This is a genomic window from Agrococcus phoenicis (assembly GCF_047302415.1).
Lineage (GTDB): Bacteria > Actinomycetota > Actinomycetes > Actinomycetales > Microbacteriaceae > Agrococcus.
On record NZ_CP154854.1, the window covers coordinates 1605166 to 1622438 of the forward strand.

Annotated in this window: 15 protein-coding genes; 6 read left to right on the top strand and 9 right to left on the bottom strand. The window is 73.1% G+C overall.

Annotation, left to right across the window (positions count from 1 at the left end; all coding sequences use genetic code 11):
• Positions 1 to 168: 168 nt before the first annotated feature.
• Positions 169 to 2040: a phosphoenolpyruvate carboxykinase (GTP) gene (locus tag AA0Z99_RS07720; protein WP_413316516.1), complete on the top strand. Its 1872-nt coding sequence runs from the start codon at positions 169 to 171 to the stop codon at positions 2038 to 2040.
• A gap of 165 nt (positions 2041 to 2205) precedes the next feature.
• On the opposite strand, the gene AA0Z99_RS07725 is transcribed toward AA0Z99_RS07720, so the two are convergent.
• Positions 2206 to 3138 (bottom strand): hypothetical protein, encoded by a 933-nt coding sequence (locus tag AA0Z99_RS07725; RefSeq protein ID WP_413316517.1) that lies wholly within the window; start codon positions 3136 to 3138, stop codon positions 2206 to 2208.
• Between the two features lie 270 nt (positions 3139 to 3408).
• On the opposite strand from AA0Z99_RS07725, the gene AA0Z99_RS07730 reads away from it, so the two are divergent.
• The 4 genes from AA0Z99_RS07730 (at position 3409) to AA0Z99_RS07745 (ending at position 7981) form a co-directional block, all read left to right on the top strand.
• Positions 3409 to 3969 carry a sigma-70 family RNA polymerase sigma factor gene (locus AA0Z99_RS07730; protein ID WP_413316518.1) on the top strand — a complete coding sequence of 187 codons (561 nt, stop codon included), beginning with the start codon at positions 3409 to 3411 and terminating at the stop codon, positions 3967 to 3969.
• Positions 3966 to 4796 carry a hypothetical protein gene (locus tag AA0Z99_RS07735; protein WP_413316519.1) on the top strand — a complete coding sequence of 277 codons (831 nt, stop codon included), beginning with the start codon at positions 3966 to 3968 and terminating at the stop codon, positions 4794 to 4796. The genes AA0Z99_RS07730 and AA0Z99_RS07735 overlap by 4 nt, the downstream gene beginning before the upstream one ends.
• A gap of 133 nt (positions 4797 to 4929) precedes the next feature.
• The gene (locus AA0Z99_RS07740; protein WP_413320811.1) at positions 4930 to 7041 is read left to right on the top strand and encodes a TPM domain-containing protein; all 2112 of its coding nucleotides are present in this window, start codon (positions 4930 to 4932) and stop codon (positions 7039 to 7041) included.
• 136 nt (positions 7042 to 7177) lie between these two features.
• Entirely contained in the window at positions 7178 to 7981 is an 804-nt protein-coding gene (locus AA0Z99_RS07745) for a PspA/IM30 family protein (RefSeq protein WP_413316520.1), read from the top strand.
• 126 nt (positions 7982 to 8107) lie between these two features.
• On the opposite strand, the gene AA0Z99_RS07750 is transcribed toward AA0Z99_RS07745, so the two are convergent.
• Positions 8108 to 9367 carry a glycosyltransferase gene (locus AA0Z99_RS07750; RefSeq protein WP_413316521.1) on the bottom strand — a complete coding sequence of 420 codons (1260 nt, stop codon included), beginning with the start codon at positions 9365 to 9367 and terminating at the stop codon, positions 8108 to 8110.
• A 34-nt stretch (positions 9368 to 9401) separates the two neighbouring features.
• Between AA0Z99_RS07750 and AA0Z99_RS07755 the strand changes: the two genes are divergently transcribed.
• The gene (locus AA0Z99_RS07755; protein WP_413316522.1) at positions 9402 to 9902 is read left to right on the top strand and encodes a hypothetical protein; all 501 of its coding nucleotides are present in this window, start codon (positions 9402 to 9404) and stop codon (positions 9900 to 9902) included.
• 59 nt (positions 9903 to 9961) lie between these two features.
• Here AA0Z99_RS07755 and AA0Z99_RS07760 read toward each other — a convergent pair whose 3' ends face one another.
• The 7 genes from AA0Z99_RS07760 to hydA all read right to left on the bottom strand — a co-directional run bounded on the left by AA0Z99_RS07760 (position 9962) and on the right by hydA (position 17264).
• Positions 9962 to 11446, bottom strand: a complete 1485-nt coding sequence (locus AA0Z99_RS07760) for an amidase (RefSeq protein ID WP_413316523.1) — start codon at positions 11444 to 11446, stop codon at positions 9962 to 9964.
• Positions 11443 to 11838, bottom strand: coding sequence for a hypothetical protein (locus tag AA0Z99_RS07765; protein ID WP_413316524.1), 396 nt, complete (start codon positions 11836 to 11838; stop codon positions 11443 to 11445). The genes AA0Z99_RS07760 and AA0Z99_RS07765 overlap by 4 nt, the downstream gene beginning before the upstream one ends.
• Positions 11835 to 12569: a uracil-DNA glycosylase gene (locus tag AA0Z99_RS07770; RefSeq protein WP_413316525.1), complete on the bottom strand. Its 735-nt coding sequence runs from the start codon at positions 12567 to 12569 to the stop codon at positions 11835 to 11837. The genes AA0Z99_RS07765 and AA0Z99_RS07770 overlap by 4 nt, the downstream gene beginning before the upstream one ends.
• Positions 12566 to 13276, bottom strand: coding sequence for a Type 1 glutamine amidotransferase-like domain-containing protein (locus tag AA0Z99_RS07775; protein WP_413316526.1), 711 nt, complete (start codon positions 13274 to 13276; stop codon positions 12566 to 12568). Before AA0Z99_RS07775 ends, AA0Z99_RS07770 begins: the two co-directional genes overlap by 4 nt.
• Before the next feature lie 39 nt (positions 13277 to 13315).
• Entirely contained in the window at positions 13316 to 14659 is a 1344-nt protein-coding gene (locus AA0Z99_RS07780) for an aspartate aminotransferase family protein (RefSeq protein WP_413316527.1), read from the bottom strand.
• A 120-nt stretch (positions 14660 to 14779) separates the two neighbouring features.
• Entirely contained in the window at positions 14780 to 15814 is a 1035-nt protein-coding gene (locus AA0Z99_RS07785; protein ID WP_413316528.1) for a TIGR03842 family LLM class F420-dependent oxidoreductase, read from the bottom strand.
• Between the two features lie 13 nt (positions 15815 to 15827).
• Positions 15828 to 17264, bottom strand: coding sequence for a dihydropyrimidinase (gene hydA / locus AA0Z99_RS07790; protein WP_413316529.1), 1437 nt, complete (start codon positions 17262 to 17264; stop codon positions 15828 to 15830).
• Between the last annotated feature and the right edge of the window lie 9 nt (positions 17265 to 17273).

Here is a 17273-nt window from a genome sequence, read left to right on the forward strand (position 1 = left end):
CACCAGCATACGAAACTTCTCGCGAATCTTCGCAGCATTCCCGACGAACAGCGTCACGGTTCGCTCAGGATGGGCCTCGACGCTGCAACTTTCGTCGACGTGAAGGATGCGTCGATCCTTCTCCTCACCAAGCGCCCCTGCGTGCCCGGCGCGGAGAAGACTCGGGGCATGACGATCCTCCCCCCAGCACCGACGCGCTCCACCGCCAAGCCCGTCAAGCCGCATCTGGTGAGCGCTCCCGAGGGCGCCGACCCCGGCGTGGTCTCCTGGGTGGCGTCGATCGCCGAGCTCACGGAGCCGGCGCGCATCGAGTGGGCCGACGGCACGCCGGAGGAGTTCCAGCGGCTGATCGACGTCATGCTCGACGCCGGCACGATCGTGCCGGTGCCGAAGCGTCCCGGCAGCTACCTCGCGCGCTCCCACCCCGACGACGTCGCTCGGATGGAGAGCCGCACCTTCATCTGCGCCGAGGATGCGGATGACGCCGGCCCCACGAACAACTGGCGCGACCCGGCGTCGATGCGGCAGGTGCTCGGCGGCCTGTTCGACGGCGCCATGCGCGGCCGCACGATGTACGTCATCCCCTTCTCCATGGGGCCCGTCGGCGGCCCCATCTCGAAGCTCGGCATCGAGATCACCGACTCCCCCTACGTCGTGGCGTCGATGCACGCGATGACGCGCGTCGGCACCGCCGCGCTCGAGGCGATGCACGGCACGCGCGACTGGGTGCCCGCCGTGCACTCGATCGGCGCCCCGCTCGCAGAGGGCGATCAGGATGTGCCCTGGCCGTGCAACACCACCCGTTACATCTCCCACTTCCCCGAGACGCGGGAGATCTGGTCCTTCGGCTCCGCCTACGGCGGCAACGCGCTGCTGGCCAAGAAGTGCTTCGCGCTGCGGATCGCCTCGGTGCAGGCCCGCGACGAGGGCTGGCTCGCCGAGCACATGCTGCTGCTGCGCATGCGCCACGAGGATGGCCGCGTCCTGCACCTCGCCGGCGCCTTCCCCTCGGCGTGCGGCAAGACGAACCTGGCGATGCTGCAGCCGACGATCCCCGGCTGGAGCGTCGAGACCATCGGCGACGACATCGTGTGGATGCGCCCGGGCCCCGACGGGCGGCTGTGGGCGATCAACCCCGAGAACGGCTTCTTCGGCGTCGCGCCCGGCACGAGCGAGCAGACGAACGCCACCGCCATGGCGATGATGACCCACGACACGATCTTCACGAACGTGGCGCTCACCGCCGACGGCGACGTCTGGTGGGAGGGCATGACGAAGGAGGCGCCCGCAGGGCTCGTCGATTGGCAGGGGCGCCCACACGACCCCGCCAACGGACCGGCAGCGCATCCGAACGCCCGCTTCACCGTGCGCGCCGAGCAGGCCCCGTCGATCGCTCCCGACTGGGATGCGCCCGAGGGCGTGCCGCTCGACGCGATCATCTTCGGCGGTCGCCGGCCCACGCAGGTGCCGCTCGTGATGCAGGCGCGCGACTGGGAGCACGGCGTCTACATCGGCTCGACCGTCTCGAGCCAGCAGACCGCCGCGGCGGAGGGCACCGTCGGCGACATCCGTCGCGACCCCTTCGCGATGCTGCCCTTCTGCGGCTACAACATGGGCGACTACTTCTCGCACTGGATCGACATGGGGCACCGGCTCGGTCGGCACGCACCGAAGATCTTCTCCGTCAACTGGTTCCGCCGCGACGACGACGGCGGATTCCTGTGGCCGGGCTTCGGCGAGAACGCGCGGGTGCTCGAGTGGATCGCGGGGCGCGTCTCGGGCGAGGCCACGGGCATCGACACCGCCATCGGCGTGATGCCGGCGGAGGGCGCGCTGAACCTCGACGGCCTCGACCTCGACCCGGCCGTGGTCGACGAGCTGTTCGCCGTCGAGCCGAAGGCCTGGCTGGGGGAGCTCGTCGACGTCGAGGCCTTCTTCGGGCAGTTCGGCCACTCGCTGCCGACGGGCCTCGTGCGCCAGCTGAACCACGTGCGGTGGCGCCTCGAGCACGCGCAGCAGTCGCAGCCCGCGCTCGTCTGACGCCCCTCCCCTCCCCCCTCTCCCCTCCCTCCCTCCCTCCCTCCCTCCCTCCCTCCCTCCCCCTCTCCCCCCGGCCACCGCAGAGTTGCAGTGAGCGGCGCCAAGGCCCAGCGATCCGGCGCCACTCACTGCAACGCTCAGAGCGCAACGCTCAGAGCGCGACGCTCAGCGTGCGCGGTCGCGCCGGGCGAGCGCAGCGCGGATGCGCTGCACGAAGTGAGCGCCACGTCGCGCCATGTGGTCGCGCGTGACGCGAACGGTGATCCAGCCAGCGGCCTCGAAGCGGGCGTAGCGCTCGATGTCGACGTGCCACTGCTTCGCGTCGCGATGGCCGTCGCCCTCGTACTCGATCGCGATGCGCAGCTCGGGGTAGCCGAGGTCTGGGCTCGAGGCGACGCCGTCGATCACGACAGCGGGATGCACGACGGGCTCGGGGAGCCCCGCCTCCACGATCAGCAGTCGCGTGATCGTCTCGAAGCGCGAGTCCACGCCCACCCGCGCATCCGCGGCCGCCGCCCGCAGCGCGGCGACGCCCGCGAGGCCTCTGCACGCGGCGCTGAAGGCGACGATGCGCTCGGGCGTCGTGAACGGACGGCTCCGCTCGCGCGGCAGCCGAAGCCCCGGATACCAGCGCGAAGGGGTGAGCAGGGCGTCGACGACCTGCACCATCGCCTCGTGAGCGTGCTCGCGGGCGAGCACCAGCGCGGCGGAGAGCGGCTCCAGCACGCGCAGCCCGTCGACCTCGACGACCGACAGCCGCTCGCCGTCGTAGGCGATGTGCCGCGTGCCGGCGGTCATCCCACGGGTCGCGCCCTTGGGCCGAGCGATCACCAGCGGCTCGTCCTGCGCCCAGGCGCTCGCGATCGGCAAGCCCCAGAAGCGCGCCGCCGTCAGGCCGCCGAACGAGTGCTCGAGCGGCATGAGCGGCGCGTACGCCCGCATCAGGGCGTGCAGGTCGCCGACCGGAGGGGCGCGCACACCCCGGAAGGGTGCTGCCAGGTCGCTGCCGCGCAGCCTGCCGCGGCCCACCCCTGCTCGCAGCGCGTCGCGCACGAGGAAGGGCCGTCGATCGAACGGCGGCGGCAGCTGAGACCCCATGCGCGCAGGATGCCCGCCCGACGCTCATCCGCGCCCCTCACGGCCCCCCATGTGTGGAGAGCGCGCAGGCAAGCGCAAGAGTTGCAGCGATCGGCTCGCGGATGCGCGAAGCACGGGCCACGCACTGCAACTCTGCGGCGATCGAGGGGGTGAGAGGGGGAGAGAGGGGGGCGGGAGGCGCGCTGATCGGGGAGGATGTGGGGATGCTGCTGGCTGCGACCCCAACCTTCGGCTGCGGTCGTTCGTCGTGGTGAGGAGAGGGAGCTGCGCGTGAGCGCCGAGTGGGAGCTGGTCGTCGCCGAGCTCGTCTCCGAGCGCGGCGAAGCACTGGTGCGCTACGCGATGCTGCTCACCGGGGACGAACAGGAGGCCCGCGACATGGTGCAGGACGCACTGGCAGCGACGTTCGGCCGGCTGCGCAACGGCTTCGAGGTCACGCAGGCAGAGGCCTACGTGCGCAAGGCGATCGCCAACCGATTCCTCGATCGCGCCCGGCGCGGTCAGCGGTGGCGCCGCATCGCGCCGCTCGTGGGCGAGCGCGAGCGCGTCGACTCGGGCTCGACGCTGACGGGCGAGCGGCTCGACATGGCGGCGCGGCTGCAGCGCCTCTCGCCGCGCGAGCGCGCCTGCATCGTGCTGCGCTACGACGAGGACCGCACCGTCGAGCAGATCGCGGGCGAGCTCGGCATCTCATCCGGCGCCGTCAAGCGGTACCTCTCGGACGCGCTCGGCAAGCTGCGGGTCATGCTCGCGCGGGAGCAGGAGCGCGAGGCGCGCACGCTGGGCGAGCAGCAGCCCGCGGCACCGCGGTCGAAGGAGGCCGGCGCATGAGCGACGACGAGCTGCGGCGACGCCTGCGCGACGTGCCCGCGCCGACCGCCAGGCTCGACGCGGACGCCGCGATCGCAGCCGCGAAGCGTCGGCGACGACCGAAGACCGTCGCGCTCTCGTCGGCGGCCACGATCGCGGGGGCGCTGATCGTGGCGCCGCTCGCGGTGACCGGGCTGCAGGGCCTCGGCGCCGGCGGCATCGCCTCCACCTCGAGCGACTCCGGCGGGCAGCCGGAGTCGGGGGCGGAGGAAGGGGTGGAGGAGTCGAGCGAGGGATCCGGTGCCGCATCCCAGGCGCCCGGGCCCGCTGCGCCCGGCACCGAGTCGGGGACGCCGGGGGCTCCCGCCGACGCGGGCGAGGGCGACACCGGTGCCTCCGAGAGCGACGGCACGGGTTCGCCCGGCTCGGGTCCGTGCGCCGCGCTGACCGCAGGCGATGCGGGGCTCGCGCTGCGGTTCCTCGACGACCCCGCCGATGGCGCGGCCGAGCTCGAGGTCGTCGATCGCTCGGGCGCGCCGGTGAGCGTGCGCGTGCTGGCGACGGGCAGCGCGACGATCGCGCCGGGCGGCCGCACCATCGATGCGGGGATCCGGCAGGGCCCGACCGGCAGCATCCAGCTGCCCGCGGGCGGCGCGCAGGTCGTCGCGGTCGAGCTCGGGCCGCGCAGCGCATGCCCGCTGAGCGCATCCGTCGCCCCCGGGCCCGAACCGGGCGCAGATGACGCGGAGGCCCTCGTCGCACCGCTCCTCACCGTCGAGATCGCGCGCGGCGGCAGCGGCGCCGCCGAGCGCGTGACGCTCCTCGGCGAGCCCTTCGACGTTCGCTGACAGCGGCACCACGGGCCCTCGATTCCAAGGTTGCCGGCAATCTGCCGTGGCTAGACTCGCGCCAAGCCGACACCCGAGACGTCGGCGGCTGGGAGCGCACATGCAGGTCCGGATCGTCCGCCCGTTGGCAGTCGTGGCACTGGGTGCCGCCGGGTTGCTGGGGCTCTCGGCCAGCGCTCTCGTGCCCGGAGGCCTCGCGACCGAGGCGCCCGTGGACCTCGGCGGCGACACCTTCGTCGACACGACCGGGCAGTTCTCGGGCGACGTGGCCGATGTCGCCGCCGCGCTCGAGCAGCACAACGCGGAGTCGGAGGCCGACCTGTTCGCCGTGGTCGTGGACAGCTTCGACGGTGTCGACCGCGGCCAGTGGGCCGTGGAGAGCGCCGAGGCGTCAGGCCTGCCGCAGGATGCGCTGCTCGTGGCGATCGCGTGGGACGACGGGCAGTGGGGCCGCGCGGTCGCGAACGCCTACCCGCTCTCCGAGGCCGAGGTCGACCAGGTCGCCCAGCAGGCGCTCGTGCCGGCGCTCAACAACGGTGACGTGGCAGGCGGTGTGACGGCGATGGCTGGCGCGATCGACGAGGCGCTGGCGAGCGGCGGCACCGGCGGGGGCGGCGGCACCGAGGTGAACGTCGACGGATCGGCCGTCTGGCCGGTCGTGGCGCTCGTGGGCGGCGCGGCCGTCGTCGGCGGCGGCGGCTTCCTGGCCTACCGCGGGGCGAAGCGCTCGAAACAGAAGAAGGAGCAGCGAGAGCTCACGAAGCAGCAGCAGCTGGGGCTCGAGGAGCTCAAGCAGCGCGCCGACATCGCGCTCGTGCAGCTCGACGACACCGTGCAGCAGAGCGAGCAGGAGCTCGCCTTCGCGGGCGCGCAGTTCGGCGAGGACGCCGTGCGGCCCTACCGCGAGGCGCTCGACAAGGCGAAGGGCGGGCTGCAGGAGGCCTTCGGGCTGCAGCAGCAGCTCGACGACGCGTTCCCCGACACCGATCAGGAGGTGCACGACTGGTCGAGCCGCATCCTGCAGATCGCGCAGGGCGCCGGCGAGGAGCTCGCGAGCCACGCCGAGTCGTTCGGCCAGCTGCGCGACCTCGAGCGCACCGCGCCGCAGGTGCTCGAGCAGCTCGCGCAGTCGCGCCAGGCCTTCGATGGGCGCATCGCGAACGCCAAGCAGATCCTCGACCGTCTCGACGACGTGCACTCAGGCGCCTCGATCGACCCGGTCCGGGAGAACATCGCGGGAGCCGAGCGGCAGCTGCCCAACATCGACCAGTCGATCGCCGCGGGCCGAGCAGCCGTCGCCGCCTCCAACGGCTCCGAGGCGGCGCTCGCCGTGCACGCGGCAGAGGCGGCGCTCGCGCAGGCCTCCGGCCTGATCGCGGCGGTCGAGCGCGCCGAGGGCGACCTCGGCACCTCCGCGCGCCAGCTCACCGAGCTCGTCCAGGACTCGCTCGGCGACATCGCTGCCGCGAAGACGCTCAAGAGCACGCCGACGACGGATCTGGCGCCGCTCATCCGCCACGTCGAGGAGCAGGTCGCGATCGCGCAGCAGCGCCCCACCGACACGCTCACCGTGCTCGCGAACCTGCAGCGCGCGAACCAGCGCCTCGACGAGGCCACCGGCCAGGTGCGGCAGGGCGGCGCCGAGGCGCAGCGCCACCGCGCGAACCTCGAGCGGTGGATCGCCTCCGCTCGGGCCAACATCGACCGCGCCGAGGACTACATCGCCACCCGGCGCATCGCCGTCGGATCGCACGCGCGGCAGCTGCTCGCCACCGCCCAGCAGGAGCTGGCGCAGGCGCTGCGGATCCAGCAGCAGGACCCTGCGCAGGCCTCGCAGCTCGCGCAGTCGGCCTCGCAGCACGCCGAGCAGGCGATGCAGGATGCCTCCGGTGACATCGAAGGCTGGGGCGGCATGTCGCCGAACCCCTACTACGGTCGGCGCGGTCGCGGCGGGAGCAACTGGGGCGGCGGTGGCGGCGGGCGCGGGCAGGACATGCTCACGGGTGGCCTGCTCGGCTACATCCTCGGCGACATCATGAACGACGCCGGCCGCGGCGGCTCCGGCGGCGCCTACTCCGACCCGTTCGCGGGCGGCTCGGGCGGCGGCGGGGGCGGCGGTCTCGGCGACCTGTTCTCCGGCGGCGGTGGCTCCTTCGGCGGCGGAGGCGGCGGCTTCTTCGGAGGCGGCGGCTTCAGCGGCGGAGGGGGCGGCTTCGGCGGCGGAGGCGGGAGCTTCGGCGACTGAGCCGCGGCGACCGCAGCCGGGCGCTCCACCCCACGAGCCCGACCCATCCACCTGTCCCCATCCACCCGTCCTCATCCACACATCAGGCACATCGACGGACCAGGCCGCCACGGCGGCACCCGCAGGAAGGAACACCATGTCCAAGCAGTCCATCCTCGGCCGCATCGCGCAGCTCGCGAAGGCCAACATCAACGCGCTCCTCGACCAGGCCGAGGACCCGCAGAAGATGCTCGACCAGATGGTGCGCGACTACACGAACTCGATCGCAGAGGCCGAGGCCGCCATCGCGCAGACGATCGGCAACCTGCGCCTGCAGGAGCAGGACTACCAGGAGGACGTGCGCGCCGCCGACGACTGGGGCCGCAAGGCACTGGCCGCATCGCAGCGCGCCGAGGAGCTGCGCGCCTCGGGCTCGCCCGACGCCGCGAAGTTCGACAACCTCGCGAAGGTCGCCATCGGCAAGCAGATGCAGTCGGAGTCGGAGGCACGTGCCGCCGAGCCGTCGATCCAGTCGCAGAACGAGGTCGTCAACAAGCTGAAGACCGGCCTCGACACGATGAAGGGCAAGCTCGAGGAGCTCAAGTCGAAGCGCTCGGAGCTCATCGCGCGCTCGAAGGTCGCGCAGGCGCAGACGCAGGTGCACGATGCCGTGAAGTCGATCGACATCCTCGACCCGACGAGCGAGATCGGTCGCTTCGAGGAGAAGATCCGCCGCGAGGAGGCCCGGGTCATGGGCCAGCAGGAGCTCGCCGCGTCATCGCTCGACGCGCAGTTCGAGGCGCTGGAGGACGTCGGCCGCGAGACCGAGATCGAGGCTCGCCTCGCCGCCCTCAAGCACGGCGGTGCGCAGGGGCAGCTGGGCGCGAGCGCGACGGGGTCGCAGCAGGGTGCTTCGCAGGGCTCCGGCGACGCCGTCGACGCGGAGGTCGTCGACCGCTGATCGCGGTGATCGAACGATCGCGCTGATCGTCGGGAGGGGGCTGGCCTGCGGGCCGGCCCCCTCTGGCGTGCGGGCTGTTCTCGTGACGCGTGCGGCCTGGGCCGCGCGCGCCGGCCGGCGGACTGGTCAGGCTCGGGCGCGGATCGCGGTGCGGTAGAGCTGCTCGAGCTCGAGCGCGACATCCTGCCAGTCGCGCCGGCAGGCCACGCGCCTGCCCGCCAGCCCCAGCTCGACCTGCAGATCGTCGTCGTCGAGGATCGAGCCGACGGCGAGCGCCCAGTCCATCGGATCCCGGCCGTCGATCAGGATGCCGGTCTCGCCGTCCACGACCGACTCGAGCAGCCCGCCCACACGCGCGGCCACCACGGGGGTGCCGGATGCGGCGGCCTCGAGCGGCACGAGGCCGAACGACTCGGTGCGGCTGGGCACCACCACCACGTCGGCGGCGTCGAGCAGCTGCGCGAGCGGTTCGCGTGCGAGGCTGCCGATGTGGCGCACGCGGCGCTCCACGCCCAGCTCGCGCGCGAGGTCGTGGAGCGCCTCCAGGTAGCGCTCGTCGCCCGGCGTCGCATCACCGGCGAGCACCAGCACAGCGCCGGGCAGGTGCTGGAGCATCCGCACCGCGAGATCCTGGCCCTTCAGCGGCTGCACGCGGCCGACGCAGACGACCAGTCCGTCCTCCGGCCGCACGCCCAGCCGCGCGCGGAGATCCGTGCGCGAGGCGATCGTGCCGGGCTGGAAGAGCATGGTGTCCACGGCCGGCGGCACGAGCCAGATCCTCTCGGCGGCGGCACCGACGCGGTCGCAGAGCACGTCGACCTCTGCCCGCGACACCGCCGCGATCGCGTCGACCTCGTTCGCGAGGTAGCGCTCGGTGAGCAGGCGCCGCTCGGGCTCCGGCCGGTCGCCGTCGCCGAGGCGCCGGTTCTTCTCCTCCGCCAGCGTGTGGAAGGTCTGCACGATCGGCATGCCGAGCGCCAGCGAGACGGGCAGCGCGGCGAGCCCCGACAGCCAGTAGTGCGCGTGGATCACGTCGTAGGGCTCCGGCGCCGCGAGGGCGAACCGCTCGAACCGCTCGCCGAACGCGTCGGCGAGGTTGGCCAGCTCGTGCTTGCGCACGATGCCTCCGCCGGTGTCGAGGCAGTGGAGCGTGACCCCCGGCGCGAGCGACTCGATGTGCTCGGCTCCCGCCGATCGGGTGAAGAGATCGACCCGGTTGCCCCGCGCGGCCAGCGCCATCGCGCTCGCCAGCACGAGCACGTTCAAGCCGCCTGCGTCTCCCTTGCCCGGTCGGTCCGCGGGCGAGGTGTGCATCGAGACGACGGCGATCCGCAGCGGCGGCTCGGGAGGCGCCGCATGGGGGATGCCGGAGGGCTCGTGGCGCATGGTCCCAGGATATCCGCGCGCTATCGTCGGCGGCATGGCAGCATCCCGATCCGCGCAGGCAGCAGCGCCCGGCGCAGGCCCGCGCACGCGCCCCCTCGCTCGCGCAGGCGCCGCCGTCGGAGCGCTCGGGCGCACGGTCGGCGGCCCCGCCTTCCGCGCGATCACCGCGCCACCGGTCGCGCGCGCGGGAGCCAGGTTCGCGACGCAGGCCGCACGGCTGTGGGGGCGAGCCCTCGGCGGGCGTGAGCGACGCGTCGGGCAGCTGCACGTGATCACCGGGCTGCCGCAGTGGGCGTTCGGCCGCGGCGGCACGACCGTCGGCGCGACCTTCCTGACCCGCGCATCCGACTCGCCCGCGGTGCTCGAGCACGAGGACGTGCACCGCCAGCAGTGGGAGCGCTACGGCCTCTGGTTCATCCCGATGTACTACGCAGCCGGCATCGACGCGAAGCGCAACCGCTTCGAGATCGAGGCGGGGCTGGAGCAGGGGGGCTACCTGCCCAAGCGCGGCCCCGACGCGCAGCGCGACGCCTGATCCCCGCCGCTCGACCGGTCGACCGGTTGCCCGCGCCCCACCAGGTACGACCCGACCGATCAGCCGGTCGGGAATCGGGCGAGGGCCCGCGCCGTCCACGGGATGCGGCGCTCGAGCTGGCGGCCGATGGCGAGCAGGGTGCCCTCCTCCCCCGGCCGCCCGATCAGCTGCGCGCCCATCGGCAGCCCCTCGACGGTCTCGTGCACGGGCAGCGTGATCGCGGGCAGCCCGGTGAGGTTGACGAACGAGGTGTGCGGCGTGTGCAGCACCTGCGCGTCGAAGTCGGCCTCGCCGTCGTCGATCGGGTACCAGCCCAGCGGCCGCGGCGTGAGCGCGGTCGTCGGCGTCAGCACCGCATCCCACGGCCCGAACGCCGCGAGCACGCGCCGCTCGTACTCCGTCGCCCACAGCTGCGCCCGCGCCAGGCCGCCTGCGGTGAGGGCGTCGCTCGTCTCCACGATCCAGCGAGCGAGCGGCTCGAGCCGATCCCGCTCCCCCACCGGGATGGGGATCGTCGCCGCGCCGCCCCGCCACAGGTCGGTGAAGGCGGCCGCGTACCCGCCGACGCCCGGAACGCCCAGGTCGCCCGAGGCATCCGGCAGCGCCACCTCGCCCAGCTCGTGCCCGAGGGCCGCGAGCGCTCGCACGGTCACGTCGACGGCGGCCGTCGCCTCCGGAGAGATGCGGATGTCGTGCGTCGCGTCCCAGGGCGTGCCGCCGGTCAGCACGGCGATGCGGAAGCGGCCCTCGCCACGGATCGCCGGCGCGAGCAGCGACCCGTCGTCGCGCTCGGGCGAGCGGAGCACCAGCGGATGCCGGACGACGCCGTTCCGGCGCCCGATGAGGGCGTCGGTGAGGAGCGCCACATCGATGACCGAGCGCGCGATCGCCCCCGCCGTCACGAGGCCGCCCACCGCGCCGACGCCGCCCTGCGCGGGGATGCGGCCGCGGGTGGGCTTCAGGCCCACGAGCCCGCAGGTCGCGGCGGGGATGCGGATGGAGCCGCCGCCGTCGGAGCCGGGGGCGAAGGGCAGCAGCCCCTGGCCGACCGCGGCCGCGGCGCCGCCGGAGGAGCCGCCCGCGTGCAGGCCGGGGTGGCCGGGCAGCGTCGTGGCCCCGTGCAGCGCGGAGCGCGTGTAGCCCGCGAATCCGAGCTCGGGGGCAGCGGTGCGGCCGAGCACGACACCGCCGCCGTCGTCGAGCACCTGCGCCACCGGGTGCGTGGCGTCGGCGACGGCGCCCTCGAGCCAGCGACTGCCCATCGACGCCGGCTGCCCGGCGCGCGGCGTCAGATCCTTGTCGGCGAAGGGCAGCCCGTGGACGATGCCCGTGCGGTCGCTCGACTCGTCTGCGGCGCGGGCGCGCTCGAGGGCGAGCTCGCCGTCGACGTGCACGAAGGCCGAAGCCGCGTCGAGCCGCTCGATGCGGTCGAGCTGGTGCTGGGCGACCTCGACGGCGCTCAGCTCGCGCGCGTGCAGCAACCGCCAGAGCTCGAGCGCGCCCAGCTCGTGGATCGCCGTCGGCTGCGCGAAGGCGTCGCTCATCCCAGGAACCGCCCGGCGCGGCGCTGCAGCCGCTTGCGCTCGGTGCGCTCGCGCATCTCGTCGCGGCTGACGTAGTTCGTGAGCTCGCGGAACGGGTCGCGCCCCACGTAGCGCGGCGGCTCGGCGACGATGGCGGCGACCGCCTTCGCGAGCTCCCAGTACTCCCCGATGCGCGTGCCCTGCCGCGGGTTCAGGTGGCGCAGGCGCGCGTCGAAGCGCACCTCCCCCTTCACCTCGACCTGGATCACGAAGCCGCGCGTCTGCCCGCTGACCGACACCATCCAGAAGCCGGGACCGAGGTCGGTCACCGTCGCCCCGATGTCGCCCGCGAGCGCCGCTGCCTGCACATCGGCACGCTCACGATCAGCGCGCCACTGGTCGAACTCGGTCATGGCGCCATCGTGCCATCGGACACTGACACGCCCGCGGCGGGCACGTGCCAGTCGATCGGATGCGCGCCCTGCGCGACGAGCGCGTCGTTGGCGCGGGAGAACGGCCGGGAGCCGAAGAAGCCGCGGCGAGCGCTCAGCGGCGAGGGGTGCGGCGAGGCGATGACGGATGCGCCTTCGAGCAGGGGCGTCAGCGACTGCGCCTGCGCGCCCCAGAGGATCGCGACGAGCGGTGCGGGAGAGCCGTCGGGACCGCGCCGGGCGACGAGGGCCCTGATCGCCGCCTCGGTCACCTGCTCCCAGCCCCAGCCGCGGTGCGAGGCGGGCTGCCCCGCCTCGACCGTGAGCACGCGGTTGAGCAGCAGCACGCCCTGCTCGCTCCAGGCGCTCAGGTCGCCGTGCTCGGCCGGAGCGATGCCGAGGTCGTCGTGCAGCTCTCGATAGATGTTCTGCAGCGAGCACGGCAGCGGCCGCACGTGCTGCTCGACCGCGAACGACAGGCCGATCGGATGCCCGGGCGTCGGGTACGGGTCCTGGCCGACGATCAGCACCCTGACGTCCTCGAGCGGCTGCGCGAAGGCGCGCAGCACGCGCTCGCCCGCCGGCAGGTAGTGCCGGCCAGCGGCGGTCTCGGCGCGCAGCCGCTCGCCCAGGTCGTGCACGACGTGCTCGACCGGCGCCAGCGCATCCGCCCATCCCGCCTCGATGAGCTGGGCGAGCGGGCGTGCCGTCATGCGGCGAGCACCCCGACGCTGACGCGCTCGCCGTCGCGGTCGGCCGTCCAGACGCTGCCCTCGCCCGCGACCACGAGCCCGCCGGCCGCGACGATGAGCGAGGTGTTCTCGTCGATCGCGACGACGCGGTCGGCGAGCCCCGCGTGCACGATCGCGACCGCGCGCGAGAGCGTGCCGTACTGCGCCGCGTGCACGTCGACGACGAGGTCGACGAGGCCGAGGCCCGCGTCGAGCGTGACGTCGTCGAGCTGCTCGGAGCACGCCTCGGGGCAGACGGGCACGCCTCCGATGCGCCAGCCGCCGAGCAGCGCCACGTCGCCGGCGATCATCGCCCCCGCCGAGAAGCCGGCGTAGGGCACACCGGTGGACACCAGCCCGCGGATCGTGTCCGCCGCCGGCATGACCGCTGCGTGGTAGCCGGGCGTGAGCCCGCCGCCGATGAAGATGCCGTCGGCGCTGCCGAGGTCGGTGGGCAGCAGGGTGCGCTCGGCGGTGAGCTGCACGACCCGCACCTCTCCCGCGCCGAGCCTCGTCATGTCGTCGACGTAGTCGGCGTGCCAGGAGGCGCCCTCAGCCTCGTCGGCCGCCCACAGGACGACGGCGATCACGGGCGGGCCGCCGGCTCGCTCTCGCGCCTCGTCGATGAAGCGGCCCGTCCATGTCGACTCGTCGTCGGCCCAGCCGCCGCCCAGCAGGTGGATGCTCATGGATCGAGTCTGCCATCCTTCGACGCGGGAGCTGCTCGGTCAGGAGCCGTGCGCCGAGAGGACCTCGTCGAGGATCTCGAGCCCGCGGCGCGCATCCTCGTCGCTCATCACGAGCGGCGGCACGACGTGCAGGCGGTTGTCGGCCGCGAAGGGCAGGTAGCCGCGCTCGAGCAGCGCGCCCTTCAGCGAGGCGATGACGGATGCGTCGACCGGCGCCCGCGTCGCGCGGTCGGCGACGAGGTCGAGCGCCCAGAAGCACCCGCGGCCGCGCACCTCACCGATCATGGGGTGGCGCTCGGCGAGCTCGCGCAGGCCCGGGCCGAGGATGTCGGCCCCCAGGTGGGCGGCGTGCTCGACGATGCCCTCCTCCGTCATCGCGTCGATCGAGGCGACGATCGACGCGGCGGCGAGCGGATGGCCCGAGTACGTGAGCCCGCCCGGGATCGGCCGCTCCTGGAAGGTCGCGAGGATCTCGGGGCTGATGATCACGCCGCCCACGGGCACGTAGCCGGAGTTCACGCCCTTCGCGAAGGTCACGAGGTCGGGCCGCACGCCGTCGTGCTGGTGCGCGAACCACTCGCCGGTGCGGCCGAAGCCTGCCATCACCTCATCGACGATGAGCACGATGCCGTGCTCGTCGGCCAGCTCGCGCAGGCCCTGCAGGTAGCCGGCCGGCGGCACCAGGATGCCGGCGGTGCCGGGCACGGCCTCGACGAGGATCGCCGCGAACGTCGAAGGACCCTCCGACTCGATCACGCGACGGGCGTGCTGCAGCGCCCGCTCGCACTCCTGCTCCTCGGTCTCGGCCCAGAACTCCGAGCGGTAGGCGAAGGGGCCGAAGCAGTGCACGTGCCCCAGCGCGTACTCGTTGTCGACGCGCCGGGTGTCGCCCGTCGCGTTGATCGCCGCGCCGGTGTTGCCGTGGTACGAGCGGTAGTGCGAGAGCACCTTCGTGCGGCCCGTGTGCACGCGCGCCATGCGGATGGCGTTCTCCACCGCATCCGCGCCGCCGTTCGTGAAGAAGACGGCAGCCATGCCCTCGATCTTCGAGAGGATGCGCTCTGCGGCCTCGCCGCGGCGCAGGTTGGTCGTGGCGGGCGCGATGGTGGCGAGCTCGGCCGCCTGCCGCTGGATGGCGGCGACGACCTTGGGGTGCGAGTGGCCGATGTTGGCGTTGACGAGCTGGCTGGAGAAGTCGAGGTACTCCCGGCCCTCGTGATCCCAGAGGCGCACGCCCTCGCCGCGCGCGATCGTGAAGGGGTTGGTGCTGCCGTGCTTCGACCAGGAGTGCAGGATGTGCCGGTCGAGCTCGCGGGCGCGCTCGCCGTCCTCTGCGCGCAGGTCGCTGGTGCCCTGGGCGTCGTGGTGGAACAGGGTCGTCATGGGTCGCTCCTCGCTCGAGTCAGGCAGCCCGCGCCTCGGCGCAGCGGGCCCCTCGTCCGTAGGCTATCGGGCGGATGCGCGGTGAGATCAGATATCTCGCAAATCCGGCGCCAGCGCCGGTCAGGACCGCGCCTTCGCGCTCGCGCGCAGGGCCGGGATGATGCGCTCGCCGTACTGCCGCAGCGTCTCCTCCTTGTCGTCGTGCATGACGTAGGCGGCGAACTGGTCGACCCCGAGGTCGCGCAGCTGCGTGAGCCGCTCGATGTGGTCGTCGGCGGTGCCGAGCACGCAGAAGCGGTCGACGATCGCATCCGGCACGAAGTCGACGTGGTCGTTGTCGGCCCTGCCGTGCGAGTTGTAGTCGTACCCCTGGCGCTGCTCGATGTAGGAGGCGAGGTCTGCGGGGATCGCGCCGCTGCCGCTCGCGGCGCCGCTGTGGCCGTAGCGCGCGACGATGTCGGCGACGTGGTTGCCGACCATGCCCCCGAACCATCGCGACTGGTCGCGCTGGTGCGCGAGGTCGTCCCCGACATAGGCGGGGCCGGCGACGCAGATCTTCACCGACATCGGGTCGCGACCGGCGTCGTCGGCGGCGGTGCGCACGTGCTCGATCATCCACTTGGTGATCTCGGGGTCGGCGAGCTGCAGGATGTACCCTTCGCCGACCTCGCCGGCCAGCGCCAGCGCGCGCGGCCCGTAGGCGGCGACCCACACCGGCACCTCCGAGCCCTCCGACCACGGCAGGCGCAGCGTCGCGTCGCCCACCGCGACCGCGCGGCTGGAGCCGAGCTCGCGGATCACGTGCACGGCCTCGCGCAGCTGCTGGAGGGTCGTGGGCTCGCCCCCGCCGACGCGCACCGCCGAGTCGCCGCGGCCGATGCCGCAGATCGTCCGGTTGCCGTACATCTCGTTGAGCGTCGCGAAGGTCGAGGCCGTGACGCTCCAGTCGCGCGTCGCGGGGTTCGTCACGAAGGTGCCGACGGTGACGCGCCGGGTCGCCGCCAGCACGGCCGACAGGATCACGTAGGGCTCCTGCCACAGCACGTGCGAGTCGAAGGTCCAGACGTGGCTGAAGCCGTGCGCCTCGGCGAGCTGCGAGAGCTGCACGACCCGTGCCGACGGCGGGTTGGTCTGGAAGACGGCGCCGATGTCCATGGTGCTCCTCGCCCTACAGCAGGTACTGGCTCAGGCCGCGCTTGACGAACCTGCCGTCGCCGGCGCTGCCGAGGTATCGGTCGCCGTCCACCACGATGCGGCCGCGGCTCATGACGGTGTCGACGTGGCCGTCGATCTCGTACCCCTCCCATGCGGCGTGGTCCATCTGCATGTGGTGGGTCTTCTCGAGCCCGATCGAGGTGTGGCCGCTCGGGTCGTAGACCACGATGTCGGCGTCGGCGCCGGGCTGGATCACGCCCTTCTGGCCGTAGAGGCCGAACATGCGCGCCGGCGTGGTCGCGGTGATCTCCACCCAGCGCTCGAGGGTGATGTGGCCGTCGACGACGCCCTGGTAGAGCAGGTTCATCCGGTGCTCGATCGAGCCGATGCCGTTCGGGATCTTCGAGAAGTCGCCGAGCCCGAGCTCCTTCTGATCCTTCATGCAGAAGGGGCAGTGGTCGGTCGAGACCATCTGGAGGTCGTTCGTGCGGAGCGCGCTCCACAGCTCGTCCTGGTGGTGCTCGTGCTTCGAGCGCAGCGGCGTCGAGCACACCCACTTCGACCCCTCGAAGCTGCCCCACTCGTCGCTCGAGGCGCCCAGCTGATCCTCGAGCGAGAGGTAGAGGTACTGCGGGCACGTCTCGCCGAAGACGTTCTGACCCGCATCGCGAGCGGCGGCGAGCTGCGCGACGGCCTGCTTGGCGCTCACGTGCACGACGTAGAGCGGCGCGCCGGTGAGGTTGGCGAGCATGATCGCGCGGTGCGTCGCCTCCTCCTCCATCTGCCAGGCGCGGGCGATGCCGTGGTAGTACGGATCGGTCTTGCCCTCGGCGAGCAGCTGCTGCACCAGCACGTCGATCGCGGGCCCGTTCTCGGCGTGCATCATCGTCATCAGGCCCGTGTCGGCGCCGACCTGCATCGCCCGCAGGATCTGCGCATCGTCGGAGTAGAAGACGCCGGGGTAGGCCATGAAGAGCTTGTAGCTGGTGACGCCCTCCGCCTCGAGGCCGCGGAGCGCGGCGAGCGATGCGTCGTCGACGTCGCCGACGATCTGGTGGAAGCCGTAGTCGATGGCGCAGTTCCCCGCGGCCTTCTCGTGCCACGCCGCGAGGGAGTCCTGCACTCGCTGACCGACCGTCTGCACGGCGAAGTCGATGATCGTGGTCGTGCCGCCCCACGCCGCGGCGCGCGTGCCGGTCTCGAAGGTGTCGCTGGCCTGCGTACCGCCGAAGGGCATCTCCATGTGGGTGTGCGCGTCGATGCCGCCGGGGATCACGTACTTGCCCGTGGCATCCACCACCGTGTCGACGGATGCGGCGAGGTCGACCCCGAGGAGCTCGCTGCCGGGCTGCAGGACGGCCCGGATGGTCTCGCCGTCGACGAGCACGTCGGCGAGCGAGCGGCCGGTGGCGGTCACGACGGTGCCGCCGCGGATGAGGGTGGTGCCCATGCTCGCCCC

What these genes read in the sequence shown, in the direction of transcription:
- AA0Z99_RS07745 (WP_413316520.1), top strand. Translation starts at nt 7,178, where the DNA reads ATGTCCAAGCAGTCCATCCTCGGCCGCATCGCGCAGCTCGCGAAGGCC.
- AA0Z99_RS07760 (WP_413316523.1), bottom strand. Translation starts at nt 11,446, where the DNA reads ATGAGCGACGCCTTCGCGCAGCCGACGGCGATCCACGAGCTGGGCGCG.
- AA0Z99_RS07770 (WP_413316525.1), bottom strand. Translation starts at nt 12,569, where the DNA reads ATGACGGCACGCCCGCTCGCCCAGCTCATCGAGGCGGGATGGGCGGAT.
- AA0Z99_RS07785 (WP_413316528.1), bottom strand. Translation starts at nt 15,814, where the DNA reads ATGGACATCGGCGCCGTCTTCCAGACCAACCCGCCGTCGGCACGGGTC.
- AA0Z99_RS07775 (WP_413316526.1), bottom strand. Translation starts at nt 13,276, where the DNA reads ATGAGCATCCACCTGCTGGGCGGCGGCTGGGCCGACGACGAGTCGACA.
- AA0Z99_RS07750 (WP_413316521.1), bottom strand. Translation starts at nt 9,367, where the DNA reads ATGCGCCACGAGCCCTCCGGCATCCCCCATGCGGCGCCTCCCGAGCCG.
- AA0Z99_RS07725 (WP_413316517.1), bottom strand. Translation starts at nt 3,138, where the DNA reads ATGGGGTCTCAGCTGCCGCCGCCGTTCGATCGACGGCCCTTCCTCGTG.
- AA0Z99_RS07755 (WP_413316522.1), top strand. Translation starts at nt 9,402, where the DNA reads ATGGCAGCATCCCGATCCGCGCAGGCAGCAGCGCCCGGCGCAGGCCCG.
- AA0Z99_RS07765 (WP_413316524.1), bottom strand. Translation starts at nt 11,838, where the DNA reads ATGACCGAGTTCGACCAGTGGCGCGCTGATCGTGAGCGTGCCGATGTG.
- hydA (WP_413316529.1), bottom strand. Translation starts at nt 17,264, where the DNA reads ATGGGCACCACCCTCATCCGCGGCGGCACCGTCGTGACCGCCACCGGC.
- AA0Z99_RS07720 (WP_413316516.1), top strand. Translation starts at nt 169, where the DNA reads ATGACGATCCTCCCCCCAGCACCGACGCGCTCCACCGCCAAGCCCGTC.
- AA0Z99_RS07735 (WP_413316519.1), top strand. Translation starts at nt 3,966, where the DNA reads ATGAGCGACGACGAGCTGCGGCGACGCCTGCGCGACGTGCCCGCGCCG.
- AA0Z99_RS07780 (WP_413316527.1), bottom strand. Translation starts at nt 14,659, where the DNA reads ATGACGACCCTGTTCCACCACGACGCCCAGGGCACCAGCGACCTGCGC.